Here is a 20,946-nt window from a genome sequence, read left to right on the forward strand (position 1 = left end):
CCGGCGCGGCTGCGGCTGGTCTTCGCGCTGACCGTGCTGCTGCTCGCCGGCAACATGCTGCGCAAGGCGCTGATGGGGTGACACCGCCCCCGTCCCCCGGGACGCAACCCGATCACCAAGGAGCCCCTAGATGACCCATCCCGCAGACCTCAGCGCGCGCGCGGCGCGCCGCATGATCGCCCGCAAGCAGCTTTCGCCCGTCGAACTGGCCGAGGCCTGCATTGCCCGCGTTGAAGCGCTTGACCCTGCGGTCAATGCGCTGATCGCGCGCGATTTCGACGGGATGCTCAAGGCCGCGAGGCAGGCCGAGGCCGATGTCGCCGCGGGCAAGGACCTGGGCGCGCTGCACGGTCTGCCCTTCGCGGTGAAGGACATGATCGACGTGACCGGTCTGCCGACCACCTTCGGCTCGGAGGCCTTCCGCCACAACATCGCCAGCAAGGACGACGCCATCGTCGCCGCCATGCGCGCGGCCGGCGGCTTTCCGATCGGCAAGACCAACACGCCGGAATGGAGCGCCGGCGGCAATACCCGCAACCGGGTTCACGGCGTGACGGCGAACCCGCATGACCTCAGCCGCAGCTGCGCCGGATCGTCGGGCGGATCGGCGGTGGCGCTGGCCTGCGGCTATGCGCCGCTTGCCACGGGCTCGGACACGGGCGGCAGCCTGCGCAACCCCGCGGCCTTCTGCGGCGTTGTCGGCTATCGCCCCAGCCCCGGCGTGGTGCCCGGCAACACCCGCGCCGCGGGTCTCATCCCGCTGCCGACCTCGGGGCCGATGGCCCGCAACGTCGCCGACTGTGCGCTGATGCTCTCGGTTATGGCGCGCCCGGACCGCAACGATCCCTTCACGCCGGTGATCGACGGCAGGACGCCCTGGGACCCGGCGGATTTTGCCACCCTGCCCCGCCGAGATCTGTCGTCCCTGCGCATCGCGGTCACCGAGGACTTCGGGTTTGCGCCCACCGAAGGCATCGTCCGCGACCATTTCCGCAAGATCGTGCCGCAGCTCGCGCCCTTCTTCGGACGTGTCGAGGACGCGACGCCCGACTGTACCGATGCCGACCGCATCTTCGCCGTGCTGCGTGCGGTGCAGTTCCTGGGTGTGCACGCGAAACTGGTCGACGAGCAGCCCGAGTTGGTCGGACCCAACGTGCATGACAACGTCGCCGAGGGACGGAGCTATTCCGCCGAGGACGTGGCGCAGGCGATCTTCGGCCAGGCCCGCTACCATCGCGACTGGCAAGCCTTCTTCGAGACCACGGACTATCTTCTCTCGCCCGCGGTCTGCATCTCTCCGCGCGACTGGCACGAGCTTTACCCCACCGAGATCGACGGTACGGCGACCAAGAGCTACTATCACTGGCTCGCGCTGGCCTATGCCTCGACCCTTGCAGGCCACCCGTCGATCACCATTCCCTGCGGCCGCGACGCCAACGGCATGCCCTTCGGGCTGCAGATCGTCGGCAGGCGCCATGACGATCGCGGTGTGCTGGCGGTGGCGGCGGAACTGGAAGCGGTGATCGCGGGTCTCTCCGATCTTGCCCCGCGCGGGCCCGACCTGGCGGCTCTGGCAAGGGCCCCGAAGCTGTCGGAGGCGCGGGGGTTCCTCGCCTTCGACTGAGCGCGGAACCCGGCGCAACGGTCCACGTCCCTATCGACGCGCCGCCGCGAGGTGGCGCGTCGACAAGGACGGCACATCAGCGACCGGGAACGAGGCAGCTCAAACGCGGCAGGCACGGCGTCGCGCCGGTCCAGGACCATCAGACCGGGTTGGCCCATCAGAGCGATCATCGAGGAAAGGAGGAATGGGTGGCGGCGACCCTAGGGAGGAGGAGAAGGGCCGCCGCCGATTTCCGAGGCTCAGGGAGGAGGAGGAGAGCCTCTAGAAAATTCCTCGGCACTGCATGGTGCCGATAAGCTGAGAATGCCATTTGCTGCGATGCAGCACCACTGCCGATCGGGAAGATCCGCTCTGCACGTCGCGCATGGCTCAACCCAGGTCGAACGCAGCCATAAAATTCTTTGTCGTCAGGGAGTCACGTGCCGGGTCCCGCCGACGAGCGGGCGGAAGGAGACCTGTCCCAGCACCCATTCCGAGAAGGCCGCAGCCTTCTCGCCCCGGCCCTCAGGTGTGACGATGTACCAGGCCTGCTCGGTGCTCTGCGGAGCATCCAGAATGACCCTCAGTTCGCCGCGCTCCAGCTCTGCTTCGATCAGGTAGCGCGGCAGGAGTGCCACACCGAGTCCGGCCTTCACCGCCTCGATACTGAGGGCGAATTCGTCGAACCAATGGCCACCCTGCGCCTCGGCCTGCGCCAGCCCCTGCCGGGCAAACCAGTCGCCCCACATGGTCGCGCGGCTGCTGACATGCAGCTTCGGCAGCGCCCCAAGCTCCTCGGCCCGCGCAACTGTGACGTCCCGCAGCGCACCGCCCGCCACCGGCAGCACGATCTCGCTGCACAGGTAGGTGCAGCTCCCGCCCGGCCAGAGCGGCTGGCCGAAATGCAACGCCAGATCGCACTGCCGCGTGTCGAGATCGAAGACACCGGTCGTGGTGCTGAGGTCGATGCGCAGCTCCGGGTACTGCGCGAGGAAGCCCGGCAGGCGGGGCATCAGCCAGCGGGTGGCAAAGGTGGGCGGCGCATTGAGCGCCAGCAAGCTCTCGCCCTGCGCGCCGGCCTTGGCATGGCGCATGGTGCTCTCGGCCATGCGCAACAAGCGCTGCACCTCGGGCAACAGCTCGGCCCCGGCCCGTGTCAGCACGACCCGGCCGCGCAAGCGCTCGAACAGCGGCTTGCCGACCTGGTCTTCCAGCTCCCGCACGTGGCGACTGACCGCGCTCTGGGTCAGCGCCAGCTCTTCGCCGGCGCGGGTGAAATTGCCGTGCCGGGCAGCAAGCTCAAAGGTTTGCAGCACCTTCATGTCAGGCAGCAGGCGTCGTTGCAGGGGCACTTCAGTCCTCGGGTTGATGGACGCCACGATAGGCCGCGCGCTGGACGATCACCATGCCAAACCCGCATGGGGTCAGCCCGACTTGGCGTTATGCGCGCGCACCGCCGGTTTGGTACTCTCCCCACGTACCTGACCTCCGGAGGCCCCATGCTGAGCAAACCCCTGCCCTCGATCACCGCAGAAACCCTTGAGCGTTGCGGCGTCACCGCCGCGCTGGACATCGAGGGCGGCCTGCCTGTCATCTCGCCGCTGACCGGCGAGCGCGTCGCCTCGCTTGCAGTGCACTCCGCCGAAGACGCCGCGCGCGCCATCGAGGCCGCGGCATCGGCCTTCCGCAGCTGGCGTCTCGTGCCCGCTCCCCGCCGGGGCGAACTGGTCCGGCTCTATGCCGAGGAGCTGCGCAAGGCCAAGGAAGAGCTCGGCCGCATGGTCTCGATCGAGGCCGGGAAGTCACCCTCGGAGGGGCTTGGCGAGGTGCAGGAGATGATCGACATCTGCGACTTCGCCGTGGGCCTGTCGCGGCAGCTCTACGGGCTGACGATCGCCACCGAGCGCCCCGGCCACCGGATGATGGAAACCTGGCATCCGCTCGGCGTGGTCGGCATCATCACCGCCTTCAACTTCCCCTGCGCGCCCTGGTGCTGGAACGCCGCGCTTGCGCTCGTCTGCGGCGATCCGGTGATCTGGAAGCCATCCGAGAAGACGCCGCTCACCGCACTTGCCTGCCAGGCGGTCTTCGAGCGCGCCCTGGCCCGCTTCGGTGACGCGCCCGAGGGCCTGAGCCAGGTGCTGGTGGGCGGGCCCGAGCTGGGCGAGGCGCTGGTGGACAGCCGCAAGGTGGCGCTGATCTCGGCCACCGGCTCGACCCGCATGGGCCGCATCGTCGGGCCGAAGGTCGCGGCGCGCTTCGGCAAGTGCATCCTGGAGCTTGGCGGGAACAACGCCGGCATCGTCTGCCCTTCGGCCGACATGGACATGGCCCTGCGTGCCATCGCCTTCGGCGCAATGGGCACCGCCGGGCAGCGCTGTACCACCATGCGCCGGCTCTTCGTGCATGACAGCGTCTACGACCTGCTCGTGCCGGCGCTGCGCCGCGCCTACGCCAGCGTCTCCGTCGGAAACCCGCTCGAAAGCGGCGCGCTGGTTGGCCCGCTGATCGACGGCGCGGCGTTCGAGGGTATGCAGGCGGCGCTGAAAGAGGCGGCGGATTTGGGCGGCACCGTGCATGGCGGCGCGCGTGCGTCGGTCGAGGGCGCGGCCGCCTACTACGTCAAGCCCGCCCTGGTCGAGATGCCCGAGCAGGCCGGCCCGGTGCTGCGCGAGACCTTCGCGCCGATCCTCTACGTGATGAAGTACAGCGACTTCGACGAGGTGCTTGAGCTTCACAACGCCGTCGGCGGCGGCCTCAGCTCGTCGATTTTCACAACCGACCTGCGCGAGATGGAAACCTTCCTGTCGGCGCGCGGCTCCGACTGCGGCATCGCCAACGTCAACATCGGCACCTCGGGGGCCGAGATCGGCGGGGCCTTCGGCGGCGAGAAGGAAACCGGCGGCGGGCGCGAGAGCGGCTCGGACGCCTGGCGCGCCTACATGCGGCGCGCGACGAACACGATCAACTACTCCTCGGAGTTGCCGCTTGCACAGGGCGTGGTCTTCGACATCGACTGACAGCCCGGGCCGGGCGAAACCCGCCCGGCCCCGCCGCGTCGATCCTAGCCCAGACGCCGCGGCTTCAGCGCGTGTGTCAGCGTCGCGCCGAACTCGTAGTAGCCGCGTCGCAGCCCGGTGAACCGCTCGGCGTAGCCATCGATCGGTGCGATCGGCAGGCCGTCGTCGCGGCCCTCGAGCAGCGCCACGGCGGCCGCGGTGCCGAACACGGTTCCGGGCGCGATGCCCCGGCCCGAGTAGCCGAAGACCGCAAGCGCGGCATCACCGAAGCGCACCACCTTGGGCACGTGATCCGAGGTCATCGCGATGCGGCCCTGCCAGACGTGCTCGAAGGGCTGCTCGGCCAACTCGGGATAGACCTGCGCCAGCTTGCGCCGTGCCCAGCCCGCGTGCAGCCACCCGCCGGGCCCCTCGGCATCGCCCATCGCGCCAAGGATCAGCCGCCCCGCCTGATCGGTGCGGAAGGACGACATGACCAGCGCCGTATCCCAGCAGCCCTCGCCGCCCGGCAGGATACGGGCGCGCTGCGCGTCGCCCAGCGGCCGCGTCGCGAACTGGCTGTAGTGGACCGTGACATAGGAGGGGCGGAAAGGATCGGTGAACGCTTCGTGATAGGCATTGGTCGCCATCAGCACCGCCCCGGCGCGCAGCCGGTGCCCGCCCGCCCGGAGTTCCCAGCCGCCGCCCGCGCGCGACAGCGCCTTGACCGGTGTGCCCGCGTGCAGGCGCGCCCCGGCCGCCACCGCGGCGCGGGCGAGGCCACGGCAATAGGCCAGCGGCTGCACCGTTCCCGCCCGCGGATCGAGCAAGGCGCCGTGGAAGGCGGTGGAACCCGTTCGCCGTGTCGTCTCGGCCGCATCGAGCAGCTGCACCGGCGCACCGACACGGGTGCCCTGCCGATGGCGCGAGGCCAGATCCGCGGCCCCCACCGGCGCATGGGCAAGATGCAGCGTGCCGTTTCGGGTCGCCTCGCATGAGATGCCCTCGCGCTCGATCAGCCCGAAGACCTGCGCGGGCGCGGCCCCAAGCACCTCGATCAGGCGACGACCTGCCGTCTCGCCAAGCTGCGCGAGGATCGCGTCCGGCGGCAGCCAGAGACCGGCATTGACAAGCCCGACGTTGCGCCCCGAGCCGCCGTGCCCGATCTCATGCGCTTCGATCAGGGCGACACTGGCCCCGCGCCGCGCCGCCTCCAGCGCGGCCGCGCAGCCGGTGAAGCCACCGCCGATCACCGCAAGATCGACGTCGAGGTCCCGGTCCAGTGGTGGCGCTGCGAAACCTTCGCCTGCGCTGTGATGCCAGAGATTTCCGCGCGGAAATTCATCCATGTTTTCAGTCCAGTCCTTGCGACCCCCTTGGCCGCGGGCCAAGTCTTGTCCGGCGCTCGGGTCTGCGTCCAGTGCCGTTTGCGCATGGGGCGACACGCGGCGCGCATGGCGGGAGAATGCGCGCGGACAAGCTGCCCCACCAAGCTGTTCCGGCTCAGAGGCCGAGCAGCCCGACCAGCGGCAGCAGTGCCAGCAGCATGCCCACCTCGGCCCAGCCGGAACCACCCTCGCTGTCGCCGTCGTCGGCGCCGTCTTCCGCGTCGGGCGGCGGCGGGGCGGGCGCGAGGACGGGCAGGATCGTCTCCAACCCTGCCGCGCCCGCCTCCGGGTCTGCACCGGCGTCTGCACCGGGGTCTGCATCGGGATCCGCACCCGCGTCCGCAGTGCCGAGCACCTCGAATAGTGGCGCGAATGCCTCGCTCGGCAGCACATCGCGAAGCACCACCTGCAGGATCTCATGCGGGCCGAAGCTGACCTCGAGCACCCCCTCGCGATAGACCTCCTGCGGATCGAGCCTTTGCAGCTGCGGTATGGCAGCGCTGTCCCCTGCCGCAGCACCGTCGGCAACCCCGAGCAGGGTGATCTCCATGCTGCCGAAACCGCTCACCAGTCCCGAGAGGTCCAACTCGGCATGGCTCGCGGCACTTCCCTGCGCGGTGAGATACAGAAGCAGCTCGCCCTGCCCGGCAAAGCCATGCACGTCTATGTCGCCCGCCTGCGCCTCGGTGGTGGCGTCCTGCGCGGGGGTGAAGTCCAGCAGGGTCTTGCCGGGGATGGCCTCGGCCATCAGTGAGAACATCGCGCCGGGCACGGTGCTGCCCTCGTAGCTGAAGCCGGTGGCGAGGGCATTCGGGGTGTTCTGGATGAGCGGCCAGACATGCGCCTGATCGACCCCCGCGGCAAGGAACTCCTCGACGATCTCCAGCATCTCCTGCGCCTGCAGCAGCCCATAGTCATGTTCTGCATCAAGCGCTTCCGAGGACTTCAGGTTCCATTCGGTGACATGCACCTCGAGGTGCCCGAGGCCCTCCTGTTCCAGCCAGCTGTTGCGGATCACGTCGAGATCATAGGAGCGGCTGGCCTCGCTGCCACGCGCGTAGACATGGGCAATGATCCCATCGAGGGCGTCCTGCTGCGCCTCTGTCTCGAAGCCCATGCGCAACAGGGCATTGGTCACCTCGGACCAGTTGACCTCGCCATTGCCGCGAATGTTCGCGCTGCTCAGGCCCGCCCGCGGGTAGGTCTGCGCCAGATCGGCGATGATCTCCTCGGCAGTCCAGCCGGAGTAATCCTCCGACATTTTCGAGGCACCATAGTTCTGGCCCATCTGCGCCAGCACCCGGATCTCGCTTGTGTCGATGCCCTGCACCTCGGCCACCAGCGCCAGCTCATCGGCGATGACCTCGGCCATCTGCGCGGCGAGCCGGCCGTATTCCACCGCCGTCATTTCGCCAGACCCCCAGTATTCGTTGCCGATCTCCAGCGCGGCGATCTCGGCCTCGCCGTAGACGCCGGTCACCAGGTCATGAAGGAAGTCGCGCAGATCCTCCTCGTCGATCTGCGGCAGCCGGTTGCCGGTCTCGTCGCGCACCTCCGACAGCTGGTCGCGGGTCGGCAGCACGATGGTGACCGCATGGCCGGACGCTCCAGCGTAGGTCATGAACTCCGAAAGCGGGATGAAGGCGGTTTCGGCCCCGGTCACCGCATGGATTGCGGTCGCGGCGTCGGGTTCCGTGAGCGAGAAGTAGTATTCCGTCAGCGAGCCGCCGGGGTAGCGCAACCCGGTGACATTGAGCGCCGCCACAGCCTCGGCGTAGGAGCCGTCGCCGGTCATCGCGGCGCGGGGCGCGAGAATATTTCCGCCAAACAGCGCCGCCGCCGCAGGATCGCCGGTGGTCGAGAGTGCCGCGGGCAGGGCAAGGGGCATGCGTCCTCCGGGGAGCGACACGGGCGGCAGGATGCGGGCGCGGGTCGGGAAACCGGAGAACTGGCGAAGGGCCGGCAGGCCATGGGCACGCTGTCCAAGCCTGCGGCCCGCGCAGGGCGGGGCGGAAACGGCCTGATCAGGCGTGTCGAAACTGGAAGCGCCGCGAAATCCGCGGATCGGTCGTGATCAAAAGGGTTTGAAAGCTGATACCTCGGCGCGAAAATCCCACCTGCGCCGTGCAATCGACGGTAGATTGACACCCCTGCCCGCGCAAGCGCGATCCGCGGGGACGGGTGTCATGGGCGAGGTTCTGCCGCAGGGCATCCTGCCCCGGAAACGCGCACGGCGGCGGGGGCCCGCCGCCGTGCTGGAAAAGCGCGATCCGCCGGGCAGACCCGGCGGGAGCTCAGAGGATGCGCTCGCCGGTGCCGGGATTGAAGTAGGACACCTTGCCAAGATCGAAGGCGAAAGTATGCGCCGCCCCCGGTGCTGCCGCGGTCTCGGCGTGAAGACGGGCGGTGATCTGCTTGCCGCCGAGCGTGGTCATCACGTAGGTGTCGGCCCCCGCCGGTTCGACGATCGCGACCTGACACTGCGCCTCCTGCACGCTCTCGCCCGAGCGGTAGCCGGGCTCCGAGATGTCCTCGGGGCGCAGGCCGAGGATCACGTCCTCGGGCAGGTTCTTCGCGCGGGCGTCCGTCAGCACGATCGGCTCGGCGCCGTCGCGGGCGATCTCGAGCTTGGTACCGACGCCATTGGCGCGCGCCTTGGCCGGGATCAGGTTCATCGCCGGCGAGCCCATGAAGTCCGCCACGAAGAGGTTGGCGGGCTTGTTGTAGATCTCGGCGGGGGTGCCGATCTGCTGGATCACGCCGCCCTTCATCACCACGATCTTGGTCGCCAGCGTCATCGCCTCGATCTGGTCGTGGGTCACGTAGACCATCGACGCGCCGAGCCGCTGGTGCAGCGACTTGATCTCGGTGCGCATCTCGACCCGCAGCTTGGCGTCGAGGTTCGACAGCGGCTCGTCGAAGAGGAAGAGCTTGGGATCGCGCACCAGCGCCCGGCCCATCGCCACGCGCTGCCGCTGGCCGCCCGAGAGCTGGCCGGGACGGCGCTTGAGCAGCGGCTCGATCTGCAGCTGGCGGGCCACCTCGGCAAGCTTGCGGTCCTGCGTCGCCTGATCGACGCCGCGCACCTTCATGCCGAAGGTGATGTTCTTGGCGACGCTCATCGTCGGGTAGAGCGCGTAGGACTGGAACACCATGGCGATGTCGCGGTCCTTGGGCGAGACATGGGTCATGTCCTCGCCGCCGATCTTCAGCGTGCCGCCGGTGATCGGCTCGAGCCCGGCGATGCAGTTGAGCAGCGTGGACTTGCCGCAGCCCGAGGGGCCGACGAGCACGAGGAAATCGCCCGGTTCGATCGAGACGTTGATGTCCTTGAGGATCTCGGTCGCGCCGTAGTTCTTGTAGAGGTGCTGGATATCGAGGATCGGAGCCATGGGGATCATCCTTTGACGGATCCGGCGGTCAGACCGCGGATGAAGTATTTGCCGGCGACGACGTAGACGAGGAGGGTCGGCAGCGCGGCGATGATCGCGGCGGCCATGTCGACGTTGTATTCCTTCACGCCCGTCGTCGAGTTGACGATGTTGTTGAGCGCCACGGTCACCGGCTGCGTGCCGGCCGAGCTGAAGGAGACACCGAAGAGGAAGTCGTTCCAGATCTGGGTGAACTGCCAGATCACGCTGACCACGATGATCGGGATGCTGAGCGGAAGGAAGATCGACCAGAAGATGCGCAGGAAGCTCGCGCCATCGACCTTTGCCGCCTTCACCAGCTCCTGCGGGATCGTGACGTAGTAGTTGCGGAAGAACAGCGTGGTGAAGCCGATGCCGTAGATCACGTGCACGAAGATCAGCCCCGGAATGGTGCCTGCAATACCCATCAGGCCAAGCAGGCGCGCCATCGGCAGCAGCACAACCTGGAACGGGATGAAGCAGCCGAAGAGCATCAGCGCGAAGATGATGTTAGCGCCCTTGAAGCGCCATTGCGCGATCACGTAGCCGTTCACCGCCCCCAGAAGGGTCGAGATCAGCACGCCGGGCACCGCGATCTGCACCGAGTTCCAGAAGTAGGGGCGCACGCCCTCGCACTGGATGCCGGTGCAGGCGCCGGACCAGGCCTTGGCCCAGGCGTCGAAGGTGACTTCGCGCGGCAGCGCGACAAGATCACCGGTGCGGATCTCCTCGAGGCTTTTCAGCGAGGTGGTGAGCATCACGAAGAGCGGCAACAGGTAGTAGACCGCGAAGAGCGCGAGGATCAGGTAGAGACCCCAGCGCAGCGCGGTCTTCAGGCCCGCGCCCTGCGACCGGGTTGCCGCGGCTGCGGCGGGCGTTGCAGAGACATCAGTCATTTTTCGCCCTCAGTTCGGAGTAAAGGTAGGGCACCACGATGATGAAGATCACCATCATCATGATCATCGCCGAGCTTGCCGCCTGGCCGACGTCGCCGCGCGAGAAGGCCATCGCGTACATGTAGGTGGCCGGAAGGTCGGTGGCATAGCCGGGGCCGCCGCCGGTCAGCGCGATGACCAGATCGAAGCTCTTGATGGCGAGGTGTGCCAGCACGATGAAGGCCGACAGGAAGATCGGCGCCATCGAGGGGATGATGATCGCTGTGTAGACGCGCCAGGTGGGGATGCCGTCGATCTGCGCGGCGCGGATGATCTCGGTGTCAACCGAGCGCAAGCCGGCGAGGAAAAGCGCCATGACGAAGCCCGAGCTCTGCCAGATCGCCGCCATCACCACCGTGTAGATGGCCATGTCCGGGTTCACCAGCCAGTCGAACTTGAAGTTCTCGAACCCCCAGCCCTGCACCATCGCCTGCACGCCGAGGCCCGGGTTGAGGATCCACTTCCACGCGGTGCCGGTGACGATCATCGAGAGCGCCATGGGATAGAGGTAGATCGTGCGGATCGCGCCCTCGACGCGGATCTGCTGGTCGAGCAGGATGGCGAGGATCAGCCCCAGCACCAGCGAGATGATGATGAACATCCCCCCGAAGATGTAGAGGTTGTTCATTGCCGTGTCCCAGCGCGGGGAGGCAAAGAGCCGGTCGTATTGGATGAAGCCGTCGATCTCGTAGCGCGGCATCAGCTTGGAGCGGGTGAGCGACACCCAGGCGGTCCAGCCGATGAAGCCGTAGACGAAGATCAGGACCGCGATGAAGCTGGGCGCCAGCACGATCTTCGGCAAATGGGTTTCGAACCATTTGGCCATGGTGTTCTCCTTTGACGGGCCCGTCCCGTAAGACGGGCCCGCTTGGGTTTGGTCGAAGACCGGGGACGATTACATCGAGTTCGCGACAGCGTCCGCGAGCATCTTCACCGCATCCTCGGAGCTCATGTCCGAGTTGAAGTGCGCCGTCACCACGTCGGTGATCGCGCCGGACTGCGCACCGCGCAGCGCCATGCCGTGGGCGTAGGAGGGCAGCAGCGAGCCGGTCTCGGCGCTGGCCTTCATGTCCTCGGAGGATTTCACCGCGCATTCGTCGAACTCGTCGAGCGACACGTCGGTGCGGACCGGGATCGAGCCCTTGTTGAGGTTGAACACCTTCTGGAAGTTCGGGCCGACGATCAGCTTGGCAAGCAGGTCCTGCCCGGCTTTCTTGTCGTCCCCGTCCACTTCGAACATGGCGAAGCTGTCGACGTTGTAGAGGTAGCCCTCACCCGGCGTCGAGGCGCAGAGGAAGTCCTCGCCCGGCACCTTGCCCGCGGCCAGGAATTCACCCTTGGCCCAGTCGCCCATGATCTGGAAGGCGGCTTCGCCGTTCATCACCATGGCGGTGGCGAGGTTCCAGTCACGGCCCGAGAAGTTGTCATCGACATAGCCGCGCAGGGTGCGCATCTGGTCGAAGACCTTGACCATCGTGTCCGAGGTCAGCGCCTCCGGGTCGAGGTCCACGAGCGCCTTCTGGAAGAACTCGGGGCCGCCAAGGCCAAGCACCACGGTCTCGAAGACGGTGGCGTCCTGCCAGGATTGGCCACCGTGCGCCAGCGGGATCACGCCCGCCGCCTGCAGCTTCTCGGCTGCGGCGTTGAACTCGTCCCAGGTGGTGGGCATCTCGATGCCGTTGGCATCCAGGACCGACTTGTTGGCCCAGATCCAGTCGACGCGGTGCACGTTCACCGGCGCAGCGCACCAGGAGCCTTCGCACTTCATGTGCTCGGCGATCTGCGCGGGCAGCACGTCGGCCCAGCCTTCGGCTTCGGCGACCGAGGAGATATCGGCCAGCACGCCCTCTTCGTACCATTCCTGGATCGCCGGACCCTTGAGCTGCACGGCGGTCGGCGCGTTGCCCGAGAGCACGCGGGCGCGCAGCGCCGTCATCGCGGCATCGCCGCCGCCACCGGCCACCGGCATGTCGGTCCAGGTGCCGCCATTGTCCGAGAATTCCTGCTGGAGCACGGCGACGGCCTTGGCCTCGCCACCGGCGGTCCACCAGTGCAGGACTTCGGCCTGCGGCTCGGCATGGGCCGCGCCAGCAACCGTCAGGGCAATGGCGGAGATCGCCGCCTTAGCGGTGTATTTCATGTTGGTAATCCTCCCGTAGTTGCTGCCCCCGCGGGCAGCGATGACAGAAATCCTGCGCTTTGGCAGATTGTGTTCGCAAGGCCCTACATGGCGCGAACTTCGAGCATTTCCGCAGAAAACCGAGCGTTCTGTTACAGCCCGTTACATCGCTGCGGTGCAGCTTGTGGTTTGGCGGTAACGACGGGTCGCGCAGCGCGCAACAGGACCCGCTCTCTCGTCCGTGCCAATTGCGTGATTGCCGGACTGTGATAGCTTCCAAGCCGGGGAGGAGCGTGCCGGTGCTGGACTTCAGTCACAATCCTTGGATGGTCGCGGCCTCGTTTGCCGTGGCCCTGTTTGCCGGTTTCAGCGGGTTGTCGCTGCTGCGTGGGGCCTCGCGCCTCGGAACCGGGCAGCGCAAACTGCTGGTGGTGGTCGCGGCGATCGTGCTCGGGGGCGGCATCTGGTCGATGCATTTTGTCGCCATGCTCGGGCTCCAGTTGCCGGTGATTTTCTATTACGACGGGCTCAACACGCTGATCTCGGTGCTGGTCGCCATCCTGATGGTCGGCCTGGCACTGCTGCTGCTGCATTTCGGCCAGCGCACCCGCCTGCGCATCGCGCTGGCGGGGGTGGTGCTGGGCGGCGGCATCGCGGCGATGCACTACATCGGGATGCTGGGCATGCAGCTTTGCGGGCCGGTCTTCGGACTGCCCGGAGTGGCCATCTCGCTGGTCACCGCTCTGGGGCTGTCGAACCTGGCGATCTGGGCCGCTTACGGCACGCGCAGCAAGGGACACATCCTGCTTGGAACGCTGTGCTTCGCCATCGCCGTCGTGACCATGCATTTCGTCGCCATGGCGGGCACCGACTTCTATCGCACCGAGGCCGAGGGCACCGCCGGTCCGGCGCTGAGCAATGCGATCCTGGCAATGCTGGTCACGCTTTCTTCCTTCGTGATCAGCGGTGTCGCGCTGCTGAGCGGCGTGTCCTTCTTCACCCCGCCAGAGGCCCCGGCGCAGGCCCCCTTCCCGTCGCACCCCCCGTCACCGCCCCCGGCACCCCTCGAACCCGCGGCACCCGACGGGGTCAAATCGCGGCCTTCCCCGCCCACGCGGCCCAGGGAGCCGGCCCCCGGCTCGCTGCCCGTGCCGTTCGAGCGGGATGGCAAAATCCATTTCGCAGACTCGTCCAGCATCGCCGCTCTTCGTGCCGAGGGCCACTACACGGTGATCTACACCGGCAAGCACAAGCATCTCTGCCCCTGGTCGATTTCAGAGGCCTGTGACCGGCTCGGGCCCTACAGCTTCCTGCGTGTGCACCGCTCCTACCTGATCAACCCCTCCCACGTCAGCCACTTCCAACGCACCAAGGACACCGGTGTCTGCTTCTTCAAAGAGGTCGAGACCCTTGCCAAGGCGCCCGTGAGCCGCTCGCGGCTGGCCGATGTGAAGACCGCTCTCGGGGTCTGATTTCGCACTTCGTGCAGCCATTTCGCAGTTCGTGCACGAAATACCGGCATTCGCGACAGGACATTTTGAGGCCCGCAGGACTTGTCCGAAGCTCCGGCCAACGGCGTCGTCACGTATGCCGATGGGAGGAGTTCTGATGATACCAGCCGGGTTCGAATACCATCGGCCCGCCGATCTGGCGTCGGCGGTGGACATTCTGCGCGCACACGGAGACGAGGCCCGCGTGGTGGCCGGGGGTCACAGCCTGATCCCGATGATGAAGCTGCGCATGGCCGACCTGAGACACCTGATCGATCTTCAGGCCATCGGCGCACTGAAGGGCATCACGATCGCGGAGGGCACCGCCACTCTCGGGGCGATGACCACGCAGCACGAGCTGATCGAAAATGCGGACCTCGCCGCCGCGATCCCATTGCTGCGCGAGGCGGCGTTGCAAATCGCCGACCCTCAGGTGCGCTACATGGGCACCGTCGGCGGCAATGTCGCCAACGGCGATCCAGGCAACGATATGCCGGGGCTGATGCAATGTCTCGACGCACGCTTCGAGCTGTATGGCGCCGAGGGCACCCGTCAGGTTGCCGCCCGCGATTTCTACGAGGCCGCCTATTTCACCGCGCGCAGCGACTTGGAGATCCTGACGAAGATCCTCATCCCCGTGCCCGCGTCGGGCACCGGCTACGCCTATGCCAAGCAGAAGCGCAAGATCGGCGACTACGCCACCGCCGCCGCCGCCGTGCTGATCGGGTCGGACGGGGCATCGGTGGCGATGACCAACCTGTCCGACACGCCGGTCTGGTCCGAAGAGGCCGGAACCGCGCTGGCAAGCGGCGACATCGAGGGCTGCGTCGCGGCCATGCTGGCCGCGATCGACCCGCAGGAGGACATGCGCGGGCCCATCGCCTTCAAGAAGCACGTGGCGGCCGTGATCCTGCGCCGCGCCATCGACAGCGCGCTGTCGCGCCGGGCTTGAGGGGGGCAGCCATGAGCAAGATGCACATCAAGTTCCGGCTGAACGGCCAAGAGGTCGAGGGGCTCGCGGAGCCGCGGATGCTGCTGATCCACTTCCTGCGGGAAAACCTCAAGGTCACCGGCCCGCACATCGGTTGCGAGACCAGCCATTGCGGTGCCTGCACCGTGGACATGGGCGGCAAGTCGGTCAAATCCTGCACCGTCTTCGCCTGCCAGGCGGATGGCGCCGAGATCACCACGATCGAGGGGCTGACCAATCCCGATGGCACGCTCGGCGTGCTGCAGGAAATGTTCCGCGAGCACCACGGGCTGCAATGCGGTTTCTGCACACCGGGGATGATCACCCGCGCGCACCGGCTCCTGCAGGAGAACCCGACTCCCACAGAGGAAGAGGTGCGCTTCGGCATCTCGGGCAACCTCTGCCGCTGCACCGGGTACCAGAACATCGTCAAGGCAATCCTCGCCGCGGCGGAGCAGCTCAACTCCCACAAGGAGGCCGCGGAATGAAGGACGAGGTTCAATCGCCGGAAGAGCGCAGCGCCACCCTCAAGGGCATGGGCTGCTCGCGCAAGCGGGTCGAGGACGTGCGCTTCACCCAAGGGCGCGGCAACTATGTCGACGACATCAAGCTGGACGGCATGCTGACCGGCGACTTCGTCCGCTCGCCCTATGCCCATGCGCGTGTGCTCTCGATCGACACCGAGGCGGCGCTGGCGGTGCCCGGCGTGCTGGCGGTGCTGACTGCCAAGGATCTGGAACCGCTCGGCCTGCACTGGATGCCGACGCTGGCGGGCGACAAGCAGATGGTGCTGGCCGACGGCAAGGTGCTGTTCCAGGGCCAGGAAGTCGCCTATGTCGTCGCCACCGACCGCTACGCCGCCGCCGATGGCGTGGCGGCGGTCGAGGTCGATTACGAGGACCTGCCCGTCGTCACCGACCCGTTCAAGGCGATGGACCCCGATGCCCCAGTGCTGCGCGAGGATCTCGCCGGCCAGACCGAGGGCGCGCACGGGCCCCGCCGGCATCACAACCACATCTTCACCTGGGAGCAGGGCGACAAGGCCGCGACCGAGGCGGTGCTGGCCGAAGCCGACGTGGTGGCCGAGGAGATGGTCTACTACCACCGCACCCATCCCATGCCGCTCGAGACCTGCGGCTGCGTGGCCTCGATGGACAAGGTCACCGGCAAGCTGACGCTCTGGGGCACCTTCCAGGCGCCGCACGCAGTGCGCACCGTCGCCTCGCTGATCTCGGGCATCGCCGAGCACAACATCCGCGTCATCAGCCCCGACATCGGCGGCGGCTTCGGCAACAAGGTCGGGGTCTATCCCGGCTACGTCTGCTCGATCGTCGCCTCGATCGTCACCGGCAAGCCGGTGAAGTGGGTGGAAAGCCGGATGGACAACCTGATGTCCACCGCCTTTGCCCGCGACTACTGGATGCAGGGCAAGATCGCCGCCACGAAAGAGGGCAGGATCACCGGCCTCTGGTGCCACACCACCGCCGACCACGGCGGCTTCGACGCCTGCGCCGATCCGACCAAGTTCCCGGCGGGCTTCATGAACATCTGCACCGGATCCTACGATATCCCGGTGGCCTATCTCGCGGTCGACGGCGTCTACACCAACAAGGCACCGGGCGGGGTGGCCTACCGCTGCTCGTTCCGGGTGACCGAGGCGGCCTATTTCATCGAGCGGATGATCGAGGTGCTCGCCATCAAGCTGAACATGGACGCGGCGGAGCTGCGGCGGATCAACTTCATCCGCAAGGAGCAGTTCCCCTATCAGTCGGCGCTTGGCTGGGAGTATGACAGCGGCGACTATCACACGGCTTGGGAAAAAGCGCTGAACGCCGTCGGCTACGATGGCTTGCGCCGCGAGCAGGCCGAGCGGCTGGAGGCGTTCAAGCGTGGCGAGACGCGCAAGCTGATCGGCATCGGGCTGACCCATTTCACCGAGATCGTCGGGGCCGGTCCGGTGAAGAACTGCGACATCCTCGGGCTCGGCATGTTCGACAGCTGCGAGATCCGCATCCACCCCACCGGCTCGGCCATCGCCCGGCTCGGCACGATCAGCCAGGGGCAGGGCCACGCCACCACCTTCGCGCAGATCATCGCGTCGGAAATCGGCATTCCGGCGGACGACATCACCCTTGAGGAAGGCGACACCGACACCGCGCCCTACGGGCTGGGCACCTACGGCTCGCGCTCGACCCCGGTCGCCGGGGCGGCCACGGCTATGGCGGCGCGCAAGATCCGTGCCAAGGCGCAGATGATCGCCGCCTACTTGCTGGAGGTGCATGACGACGACGTCGAGTTCGACGTCGACCGCTTCGTGGTCAAGGGCGCGCCCGAGCGCTTCAAGACGATGAAGGAAATCGCCTTTGCCTCCTACAACCAGGCCATTCCGGGGGTGGAGCCTGGCCTCGAGGCGGTCAGCTATTACGACCCGCCCAACATGACCTATCCCTTCGGCGCCTACATCTGCGTGATGGAAATCGACGTCGACACCGGCGAGCACGCGGTGCGCAGCTTCTACGCGCTCGACGACTGCGGCACGCGGATCAACCCGATGATCATCGAGGGGCAGGTGCACGGCGGCGCGACCGAGGGCTACGCCATCGCGATGGGGCAGGAGATCGCCTACGACGAGATGGGCAACCACAAGACGGCGACCTTGATGGACTTCTTCGTGCCGACGGCCTGGGAGACGCCGCATTACACCACCGATTTCACCGTCACCCCCAGCCCGCATCACCCGATCGGCGCGAAGGGCGTGGGCGAAAGCCCGAACGTGGGATCGGTGCCCTGTTTCTCCAACGCGGTGCATGATGCCTTCCGGCCCTTCGGGCTGGTGCAGAGTCACATGCCGCATGATCACTGGCGGATCTGGAAGATCGCCGAGGATCTGGGGCTGCACGTCTGAGGAGGAATTCGCAGCGCCGGGCCGGACCCGGCGCTGCACACGTGGAAGTCGAGACGTGCTCTGATGGTCCGGTGGGGGACCGGGCACGATCTTGCCCATGCCGCAAGGGCGAGGGTTCTGGGGAGCGCCTGAACCCGGGCATGGTTGGCCCGAAGCGTGCCGTGTGACGGGGATATCACGCGGTGCGCTTCGGGTGCCTGAACGAGGAGCCAGGATGACCACCACACCGCAAGCCGATCTCAAGCGCGCGCTCGCCGCCGCCGGCTACGTCGCCGACGACACGCTTGTCATGGCTCTGCATCTCGCGCTCACGCTGGGCCGGCCGTTGCTGCTGGAAGGCCCGGCAGGAGTCGGCAAGACCGAAATCGCCAAAGCACTCTCCGAGGTGCGGCAGGCGCGCCTGATCCGGCTGCAATGTTACGAGGGGCTGGACGCGGCCCACGCCATCTACGAATGGAACTACCAACGTCAATTGCTGGCGATCCGCGCCGACGGGGCCGGCGAGGACAGCCTCTTCTCTGACCGGTTCCTGCTCCGGCGGCCGCTGCTCGAGGCCATCTGCCAGGCCGAGCCGCCAGTGCTCCTGATCGACGAGATCGACCGCGCCGACGAGGAATTCGAGGCATATCTTCTTGAGATTCTGTCGGATTTCCAGATCACCATCCCCGAGATCGGCACCATCACCGCGACCAGCCGGCCGCTGGTGATCCTCACTGCCAACGGCACGCGCGACCTGTCGGACGCGCTGCGGCGGCGCTGTCTCTATGCCTACATTGACTATCCCGACCGCGACACCGAGCTCGCGATCCTCGCCCGGCGTGGTCCGCGGATCGAGGCGCGGCTGGCGCGGCAGATCGTCGGCGTGGTGCAGGCCCTGCGCCGCGAGGAGCTGGAGAAAAAGCCGGGGATTGCCGAGATGCTCGACTGGGCGGCGGCGCTGGCGGGGCTCGGGATCAACGACTTGACCGAGGACCGCGCCGCGCTCCGGGCCACGCTTGTCTGCCTGCTGAAAACCGCCGCGGACCGCGACGCGGCCCCGCCCGAGCTGCTCGACCGCATCATCGGCAAGGTGGCGTGATGCAGGCGACACGCTTTCCCACCCGCGCCGAGGGGCTGGCCGACCGGATGACCGGCTTTGTCGCGCACCTTCGGCTGAATGGCATGCACCTCGGACCGCAGGAGACCGCGGACGCGCTCGCGGTGCTGGCGGAGATCGATGCCACCGATGCCGATCAGGCGCGGCGGGCGCTGAAGGTGCTGCTGGTGCCGGGTGCCGAGGGCTGGCGCAGCTTCGATGCGCTCTTCGACGCCTATTGGTTCAACGCAGGCAGGATCCGGCAGCGCGCCGCCAACGCGCATGTCCGCACCCAGTCGGCGCGTCCGATGCTGTGGCAGGCGCATCTCTGCCCCGAGGCGGGCGCACCCGAGGGCGCGGGCGAGACCACGCCCGGCGGCGGTGAGGGTGAAGCCGAGGGCATCGACGGACGGTTGATCGCCACCCGCACGCGCAACCTGCGCAAGCGCGACCTGCGCGAGCTGATGGACGAAGACAGCCGCCGTGCCGCCGAACGCGCCGCCCGCGATCTGGCCCGCGCGATCCGCGACCGACGGTCGCGCCGCCGGCATCAGGCGCACCGGGGCGCCGATCTGGATCTGCGCCGCGTCCTGCGCGCCTCTCTGGCGCGCGGCGGCGAGCCGCTGGACCTTCCGCGCAAGACCCGCCCCGACCGGCCGATGCGGCTGGTTGCGCTCTGCGACGTGTCGGGCTCGATGACCGTTTATGCGCGGGTGTTCCTGGCCTTCGTGAAGGGGCTCGTCGCGGCCGACACCAGGGCCGATGCCTACCTCTTTCACACCCGGCTGATGCGCATCACCCCGGCATTGCGCGATCACGACACGCTGCGCGCCGCCGGGCGGCTCAGCCTGATGGCCGAGGGGTTCGGCGGCGGCACGGACATTGGCGGTGCGCTGACGCGCTTCGCCGAGGGACAGGGGGCGCAGGCGTTGAACCGGCGCAGCGTGGTGATCATCCTCTCCGACGGCTATTGCACGGGCACGCCCGAACGGCTGGCCACGGCGCTCGCCCGCATCCGTCGTCGCGCCGGGCGCATCATCTGGCTGAACCCGCTGCTCGGCTGGCAGGGCTACGCGCCGGTTGCCGCCGCGATGACCGCCGCCCTGCCCTATCTCGACGCGCATCTGCCCGCCAACACCATCGCCGCGCTGGCCGCACTGGAACCGCATTTCGCCAAACTCTGAGACCGAGGTCGCCCCATGTCCGATTTCGACATTTTCGACGTGATAGACCGGCAGCGCCGCTCCGGTCGGCCCTTCTGCGTGGCCACGGTGGTGCGCACGGCGGATGTGACCTCGGCCAAGGCCGGAGCCAAGGCGGTGGTGACCGAACAGGGAGAGATCCTCGGCCACCTCGGCGGCGCCTGTGTCCGCCGCGCGGTACTGGCCGCCACCGAGGCGGCGCTGGACAGCGGGATGACCCGGCTGATCCGGGTCAAACCCTCTGACAAGGTGATCGCCCTCACCGATGCCGATGGCGCGCAGGTGTTCAAGAGCGGATGCCCCTCCGGCGGCACAGTGGAGCTGCTCATCGAGCCCTACGAGATGCCGCCGCTGCTGGTGGTCTTCGGCGACACGCCGATCAGCCGGGCGCTCGTCGCCCATGCGGCGCTGGCGGGATATCGCCTCGCGCTGCCCGAAGCGGGGAATGGCCCGGAAAGCGCGATCCGCTTTCCCGGAACCGAGCTCTCGGCGCTCGGCCTCGGTCCGCGCGACTTCGTCATCGTCGCCACCCAGGGCATCCAGGACCTCGCCTGTCTGCGCGCCGCGCTGGAAAGCCCTGCCAGCCGAGTCTCGATGGTTGCGTCGCGGCGCAAGTCCGAGACGCTCTGCGCCAAGCTCGCCGCCGAGGGCCTGCCGCCCGAATGCATCGCCCGGCTCAAGTCCCCCGCCGGGCTCGACATCCATGCCATCGATCCGCAGGAAATCGCCCTGTCGGTGTTGTCCGAGATCATCCTGTGGCGCAACACGGACCGGGCCCTGCGCGGGGACAGTCGCAAGACCCACGCCTGACGGGCCGCCAAGCGCAGCGGCACGATTGCAAAGACGGCCC

The 20,946-nt window shown here is 67.7% G+C and carries 16 protein-coding genes; 9 read left to right on the top strand and 7 right to left on the bottom strand.

What is annotated here, in order from left to right; all coding sequences use genetic code 11:
• The first annotated feature begins 130 nt into the window (after nucleotides 1-130).
• Nucleotides 131-1,624 carry an amidase gene (locus IQ782_RS27075; protein WP_194137799.1) on the top strand — a complete coding sequence of 498 codons (1,494 nt, stop codon included), beginning with the start codon at nucleotides 131-133 and terminating at the stop codon, nucleotides 1,622-1,624.
• 407 nt (nucleotides 1,625-2,031) lie between these two features.
• On the opposite strand, the gene IQ782_RS27080 is transcribed toward IQ782_RS27075, so the two are convergent.
• On the bottom strand, nucleotides 2,032-2,955 hold the full coding sequence (locus IQ782_RS27080) for a LysR substrate-binding domain-containing protein (protein ID WP_194137800.1): 924 nt from the start codon (nucleotides 2,953-2,955) through the stop codon (nucleotides 2,032-2,034).
• Between the two features lie 147 nt (nucleotides 2,956-3,102).
• Between IQ782_RS27080 and amaB the strand changes: the two genes are divergently transcribed.
• Complete coding sequence (amaB, locus tag IQ782_RS27085) at nucleotides 3,103-4,623, top strand: L-piperidine-6-carboxylate dehydrogenase (protein ID WP_194137801.1); 1,521 nt, start codon at nucleotides 3,103-3,105, stop codon at nucleotides 4,621-4,623.
• A gap of 44 nt (nucleotides 4,624-4,667) precedes the next feature.
• On the opposite strand, the gene IQ782_RS27090 is transcribed toward amaB, so the two are convergent.
• The 6 genes from IQ782_RS27090 to IQ782_RS27115 all read right to left on the bottom strand — a co-directional run bounded on the left by IQ782_RS27090 (nucleotide 4,668) and on the right by IQ782_RS27115 (nucleotide 12,475).
• The gene (locus tag IQ782_RS27090; protein ID WP_194137802.1) at nucleotides 4,668-5,951 is read right to left on the bottom strand and encodes an NAD(P)/FAD-dependent oxidoreductase; all 1,284 of its coding nucleotides are present in this window, start codon (nucleotides 5,949-5,951) and stop codon (nucleotides 4,668-4,670) included.
• Between the two features lie 154 nt (nucleotides 5,952-6,105).
• Nucleotides 6,106-7,878: a hypothetical protein gene (locus IQ782_RS27095; protein WP_194137803.1), complete on the bottom strand. Its 1,773-nt coding sequence runs from the start codon at nucleotides 7,876-7,878 to the stop codon at nucleotides 6,106-6,108.
• A 406-nt stretch (nucleotides 7,879-8,284) separates the two neighbouring features.
• On the bottom strand, nucleotides 8,285-9,382 hold the full coding sequence (locus IQ782_RS27100; RefSeq protein WP_194137804.1) for an ABC transporter ATP-binding protein: 1,098 nt from the start codon (nucleotides 9,380-9,382) through the stop codon (nucleotides 8,285-8,287).
• Nucleotides 9,383-9,387: 5 nt separating this feature from the next.
• A complete protein-coding gene (locus IQ782_RS27105; protein ID WP_194137805.1) occupies nucleotides 9,388-10,296 on the bottom strand; it encodes a carbohydrate ABC transporter permease in 909 nt (302 codons plus the stop codon).
• Nucleotides 10,289-11,161: a carbohydrate ABC transporter permease gene (locus IQ782_RS27110; RefSeq protein WP_194137806.1), complete on the bottom strand. Its 873-nt coding sequence runs from the start codon at nucleotides 11,159-11,161 to the stop codon at nucleotides 10,289-10,291. The genes IQ782_RS27105 and IQ782_RS27110 overlap by 8 nt, the downstream gene beginning before the upstream one ends.
• Before the next feature lie 69 nt (nucleotides 11,162-11,230).
• On the bottom strand, nucleotides 11,231-12,475 hold the full coding sequence (locus IQ782_RS27115) for an ABC transporter substrate-binding protein (RefSeq protein ID WP_194137807.1): 1,245 nt from the start codon (nucleotides 12,473-12,475) through the stop codon (nucleotides 11,231-11,233).
• Between the two features lie 278 nt (nucleotides 12,476-12,753).
• Here IQ782_RS27115 and IQ782_RS27120 point away from each other — a divergent pair, with 278 nt between their 5' ends.
• From IQ782_RS27120 to IQ782_RS27150, 7 genes are all read left to right on the top strand, one after another.
• Nucleotides 12,754-13,926: an MHYT domain-containing protein gene (locus IQ782_RS27120; RefSeq protein ID WP_194137808.1), complete on the top strand. Its 1,173-nt coding sequence runs from the start codon at nucleotides 12,754-12,756 to the stop codon at nucleotides 13,924-13,926.
• 136 nt (nucleotides 13,927-14,062) lie between these two features.
• Nucleotides 14,063-14,896: an FAD binding domain-containing protein gene (locus IQ782_RS27125; RefSeq protein WP_194137809.1), complete on the top strand. Its 834-nt coding sequence runs from the start codon at nucleotides 14,063-14,065 to the stop codon at nucleotides 14,894-14,896.
• Nucleotides 14,897-14,907: 11 nt separating this feature from the next.
• A complete protein-coding gene (locus IQ782_RS27130) occupies nucleotides 14,908-15,402 on the top strand; it encodes a (2Fe-2S)-binding protein (protein WP_194137810.1) in 495 nt (164 codons plus the stop codon).
• Nucleotides 15,399-17,819: an aerobic carbon-monoxide dehydrogenase large subunit gene (locus tag IQ782_RS27135; protein WP_194137811.1), complete on the top strand. Its 2,421-nt coding sequence runs from the start codon at nucleotides 15,399-15,401 to the stop codon at nucleotides 17,817-17,819. The genes IQ782_RS27130 and IQ782_RS27135 overlap by 4 nt, the downstream gene beginning before the upstream one ends.
• A 214-nt stretch (nucleotides 17,820-18,033) precedes the next feature.
• Entirely contained in the window at nucleotides 18,034-18,897 is an 864-nt protein-coding gene (locus tag IQ782_RS27140) for an AAA family ATPase (protein WP_194137812.1), read from the top strand.
• Nucleotides 18,897-20,078 (top strand): vWA domain-containing protein, encoded by a 1,182-nt coding sequence (locus IQ782_RS27145; protein ID WP_194137813.1) that lies wholly within the window; start codon nucleotides 18,897-18,899, stop codon nucleotides 20,076-20,078. Before IQ782_RS27140 ends, IQ782_RS27145 begins: the two co-directional genes overlap by 1 nt.
• A gap of 15 nt (nucleotides 20,079-20,093) precedes the next feature.
• Nucleotides 20,094-20,906, top strand: a complete 813-nt coding sequence (locus IQ782_RS27150; RefSeq protein WP_194137814.1) for an XdhC family protein — start codon at nucleotides 20,094-20,096, stop codon at nucleotides 20,904-20,906.
• Nucleotides 20,907-20,946 lie beyond the last annotated feature (40 nt).

It is taken from the genome of Salipiger mangrovisoli (assembly GCF_015223355.1).
Lineage (GTDB): Bacteria > Pseudomonadota > Alphaproteobacteria > Rhodobacterales > Rhodobacteraceae > Salipiger > Salipiger mangrovisoli.

Excerpts from the sequence above, each read along its gene's own strand:
- IQ782_RS27075 (WP_194137799.1), top strand. The coding sequence starts at position 131 with ATGACCCATCCCGCAGACCTCAGCGCGCGCGCGGCGCGCCGCATGATC.
- amaB (WP_194137801.1), top strand. The coding sequence starts at position 3,103 with ATGCTGAGCAAACCCCTGCCCTCGATCACCGCAGAAACCCTTGAGCGT.
- IQ782_RS27090 (WP_194137802.1), bottom strand. The coding sequence starts at position 5,951 with ATGGATGAATTTCCGCGCGGAAATCTCTGGCATCACAGCGCAGGCGAA.
- IQ782_RS27095 (WP_194137803.1), bottom strand. The coding sequence starts at position 7,878 with ATGCCCCTTGCCCTGCCCGCGGCACTCTCGACCACCGGCGATCCTGCG.
- IQ782_RS27100 (WP_194137804.1), bottom strand. The coding sequence starts at position 9,382 with ATGGCTCCGATCCTCGATATCCAGCACCTCTACAAGAACTACGGCGCG.
- IQ782_RS27105 (WP_194137805.1), bottom strand. The coding sequence starts at position 10,296 with ATGACTGATGTCTCTGCAACGCCCGCCGCAGCCGCGGCAACCCGGTCG.
- IQ782_RS27110 (WP_194137806.1), bottom strand. The coding sequence starts at position 11,161 with ATGGCCAAATGGTTCGAAACCCATTTGCCGAAGATCGTGCTGGCGCCC.
- IQ782_RS27115 (WP_194137807.1), bottom strand. The coding sequence starts at position 12,475 with ATGAAATACACCGCTAAGGCGGCGATCTCCGCCATTGCCCTGACGGTT.
- IQ782_RS27125 (WP_194137809.1), top strand. The coding sequence starts at position 14,063 with ATGATACCAGCCGGGTTCGAATACCATCGGCCCGCCGATCTGGCGTCG.
- IQ782_RS27130 (WP_194137810.1), top strand. The coding sequence starts at position 14,908 with ATGAGCAAGATGCACATCAAGTTCCGGCTGAACGGCCAAGAGGTCGAG.
- IQ782_RS27135 (WP_194137811.1), top strand. The coding sequence starts at position 15,399 with ATGAAGGACGAGGTTCAATCGCCGGAAGAGCGCAGCGCCACCCTCAAG.
- IQ782_RS27140 (WP_194137812.1), top strand. The coding sequence starts at position 18,034 with ATGACCACCACACCGCAAGCCGATCTCAAGCGCGCGCTCGCCGCCGCC.
- IQ782_RS27145 (WP_194137813.1), top strand. The coding sequence starts at position 18,897 with ATGCAGGCGACACGCTTTCCCACCCGCGCCGAGGGGCTGGCCGACCGG.
- IQ782_RS27150 (WP_194137814.1), top strand. The coding sequence starts at position 20,094 with ATGTCCGATTTCGACATTTTCGACGTGATAGACCGGCAGCGCCGCTCC.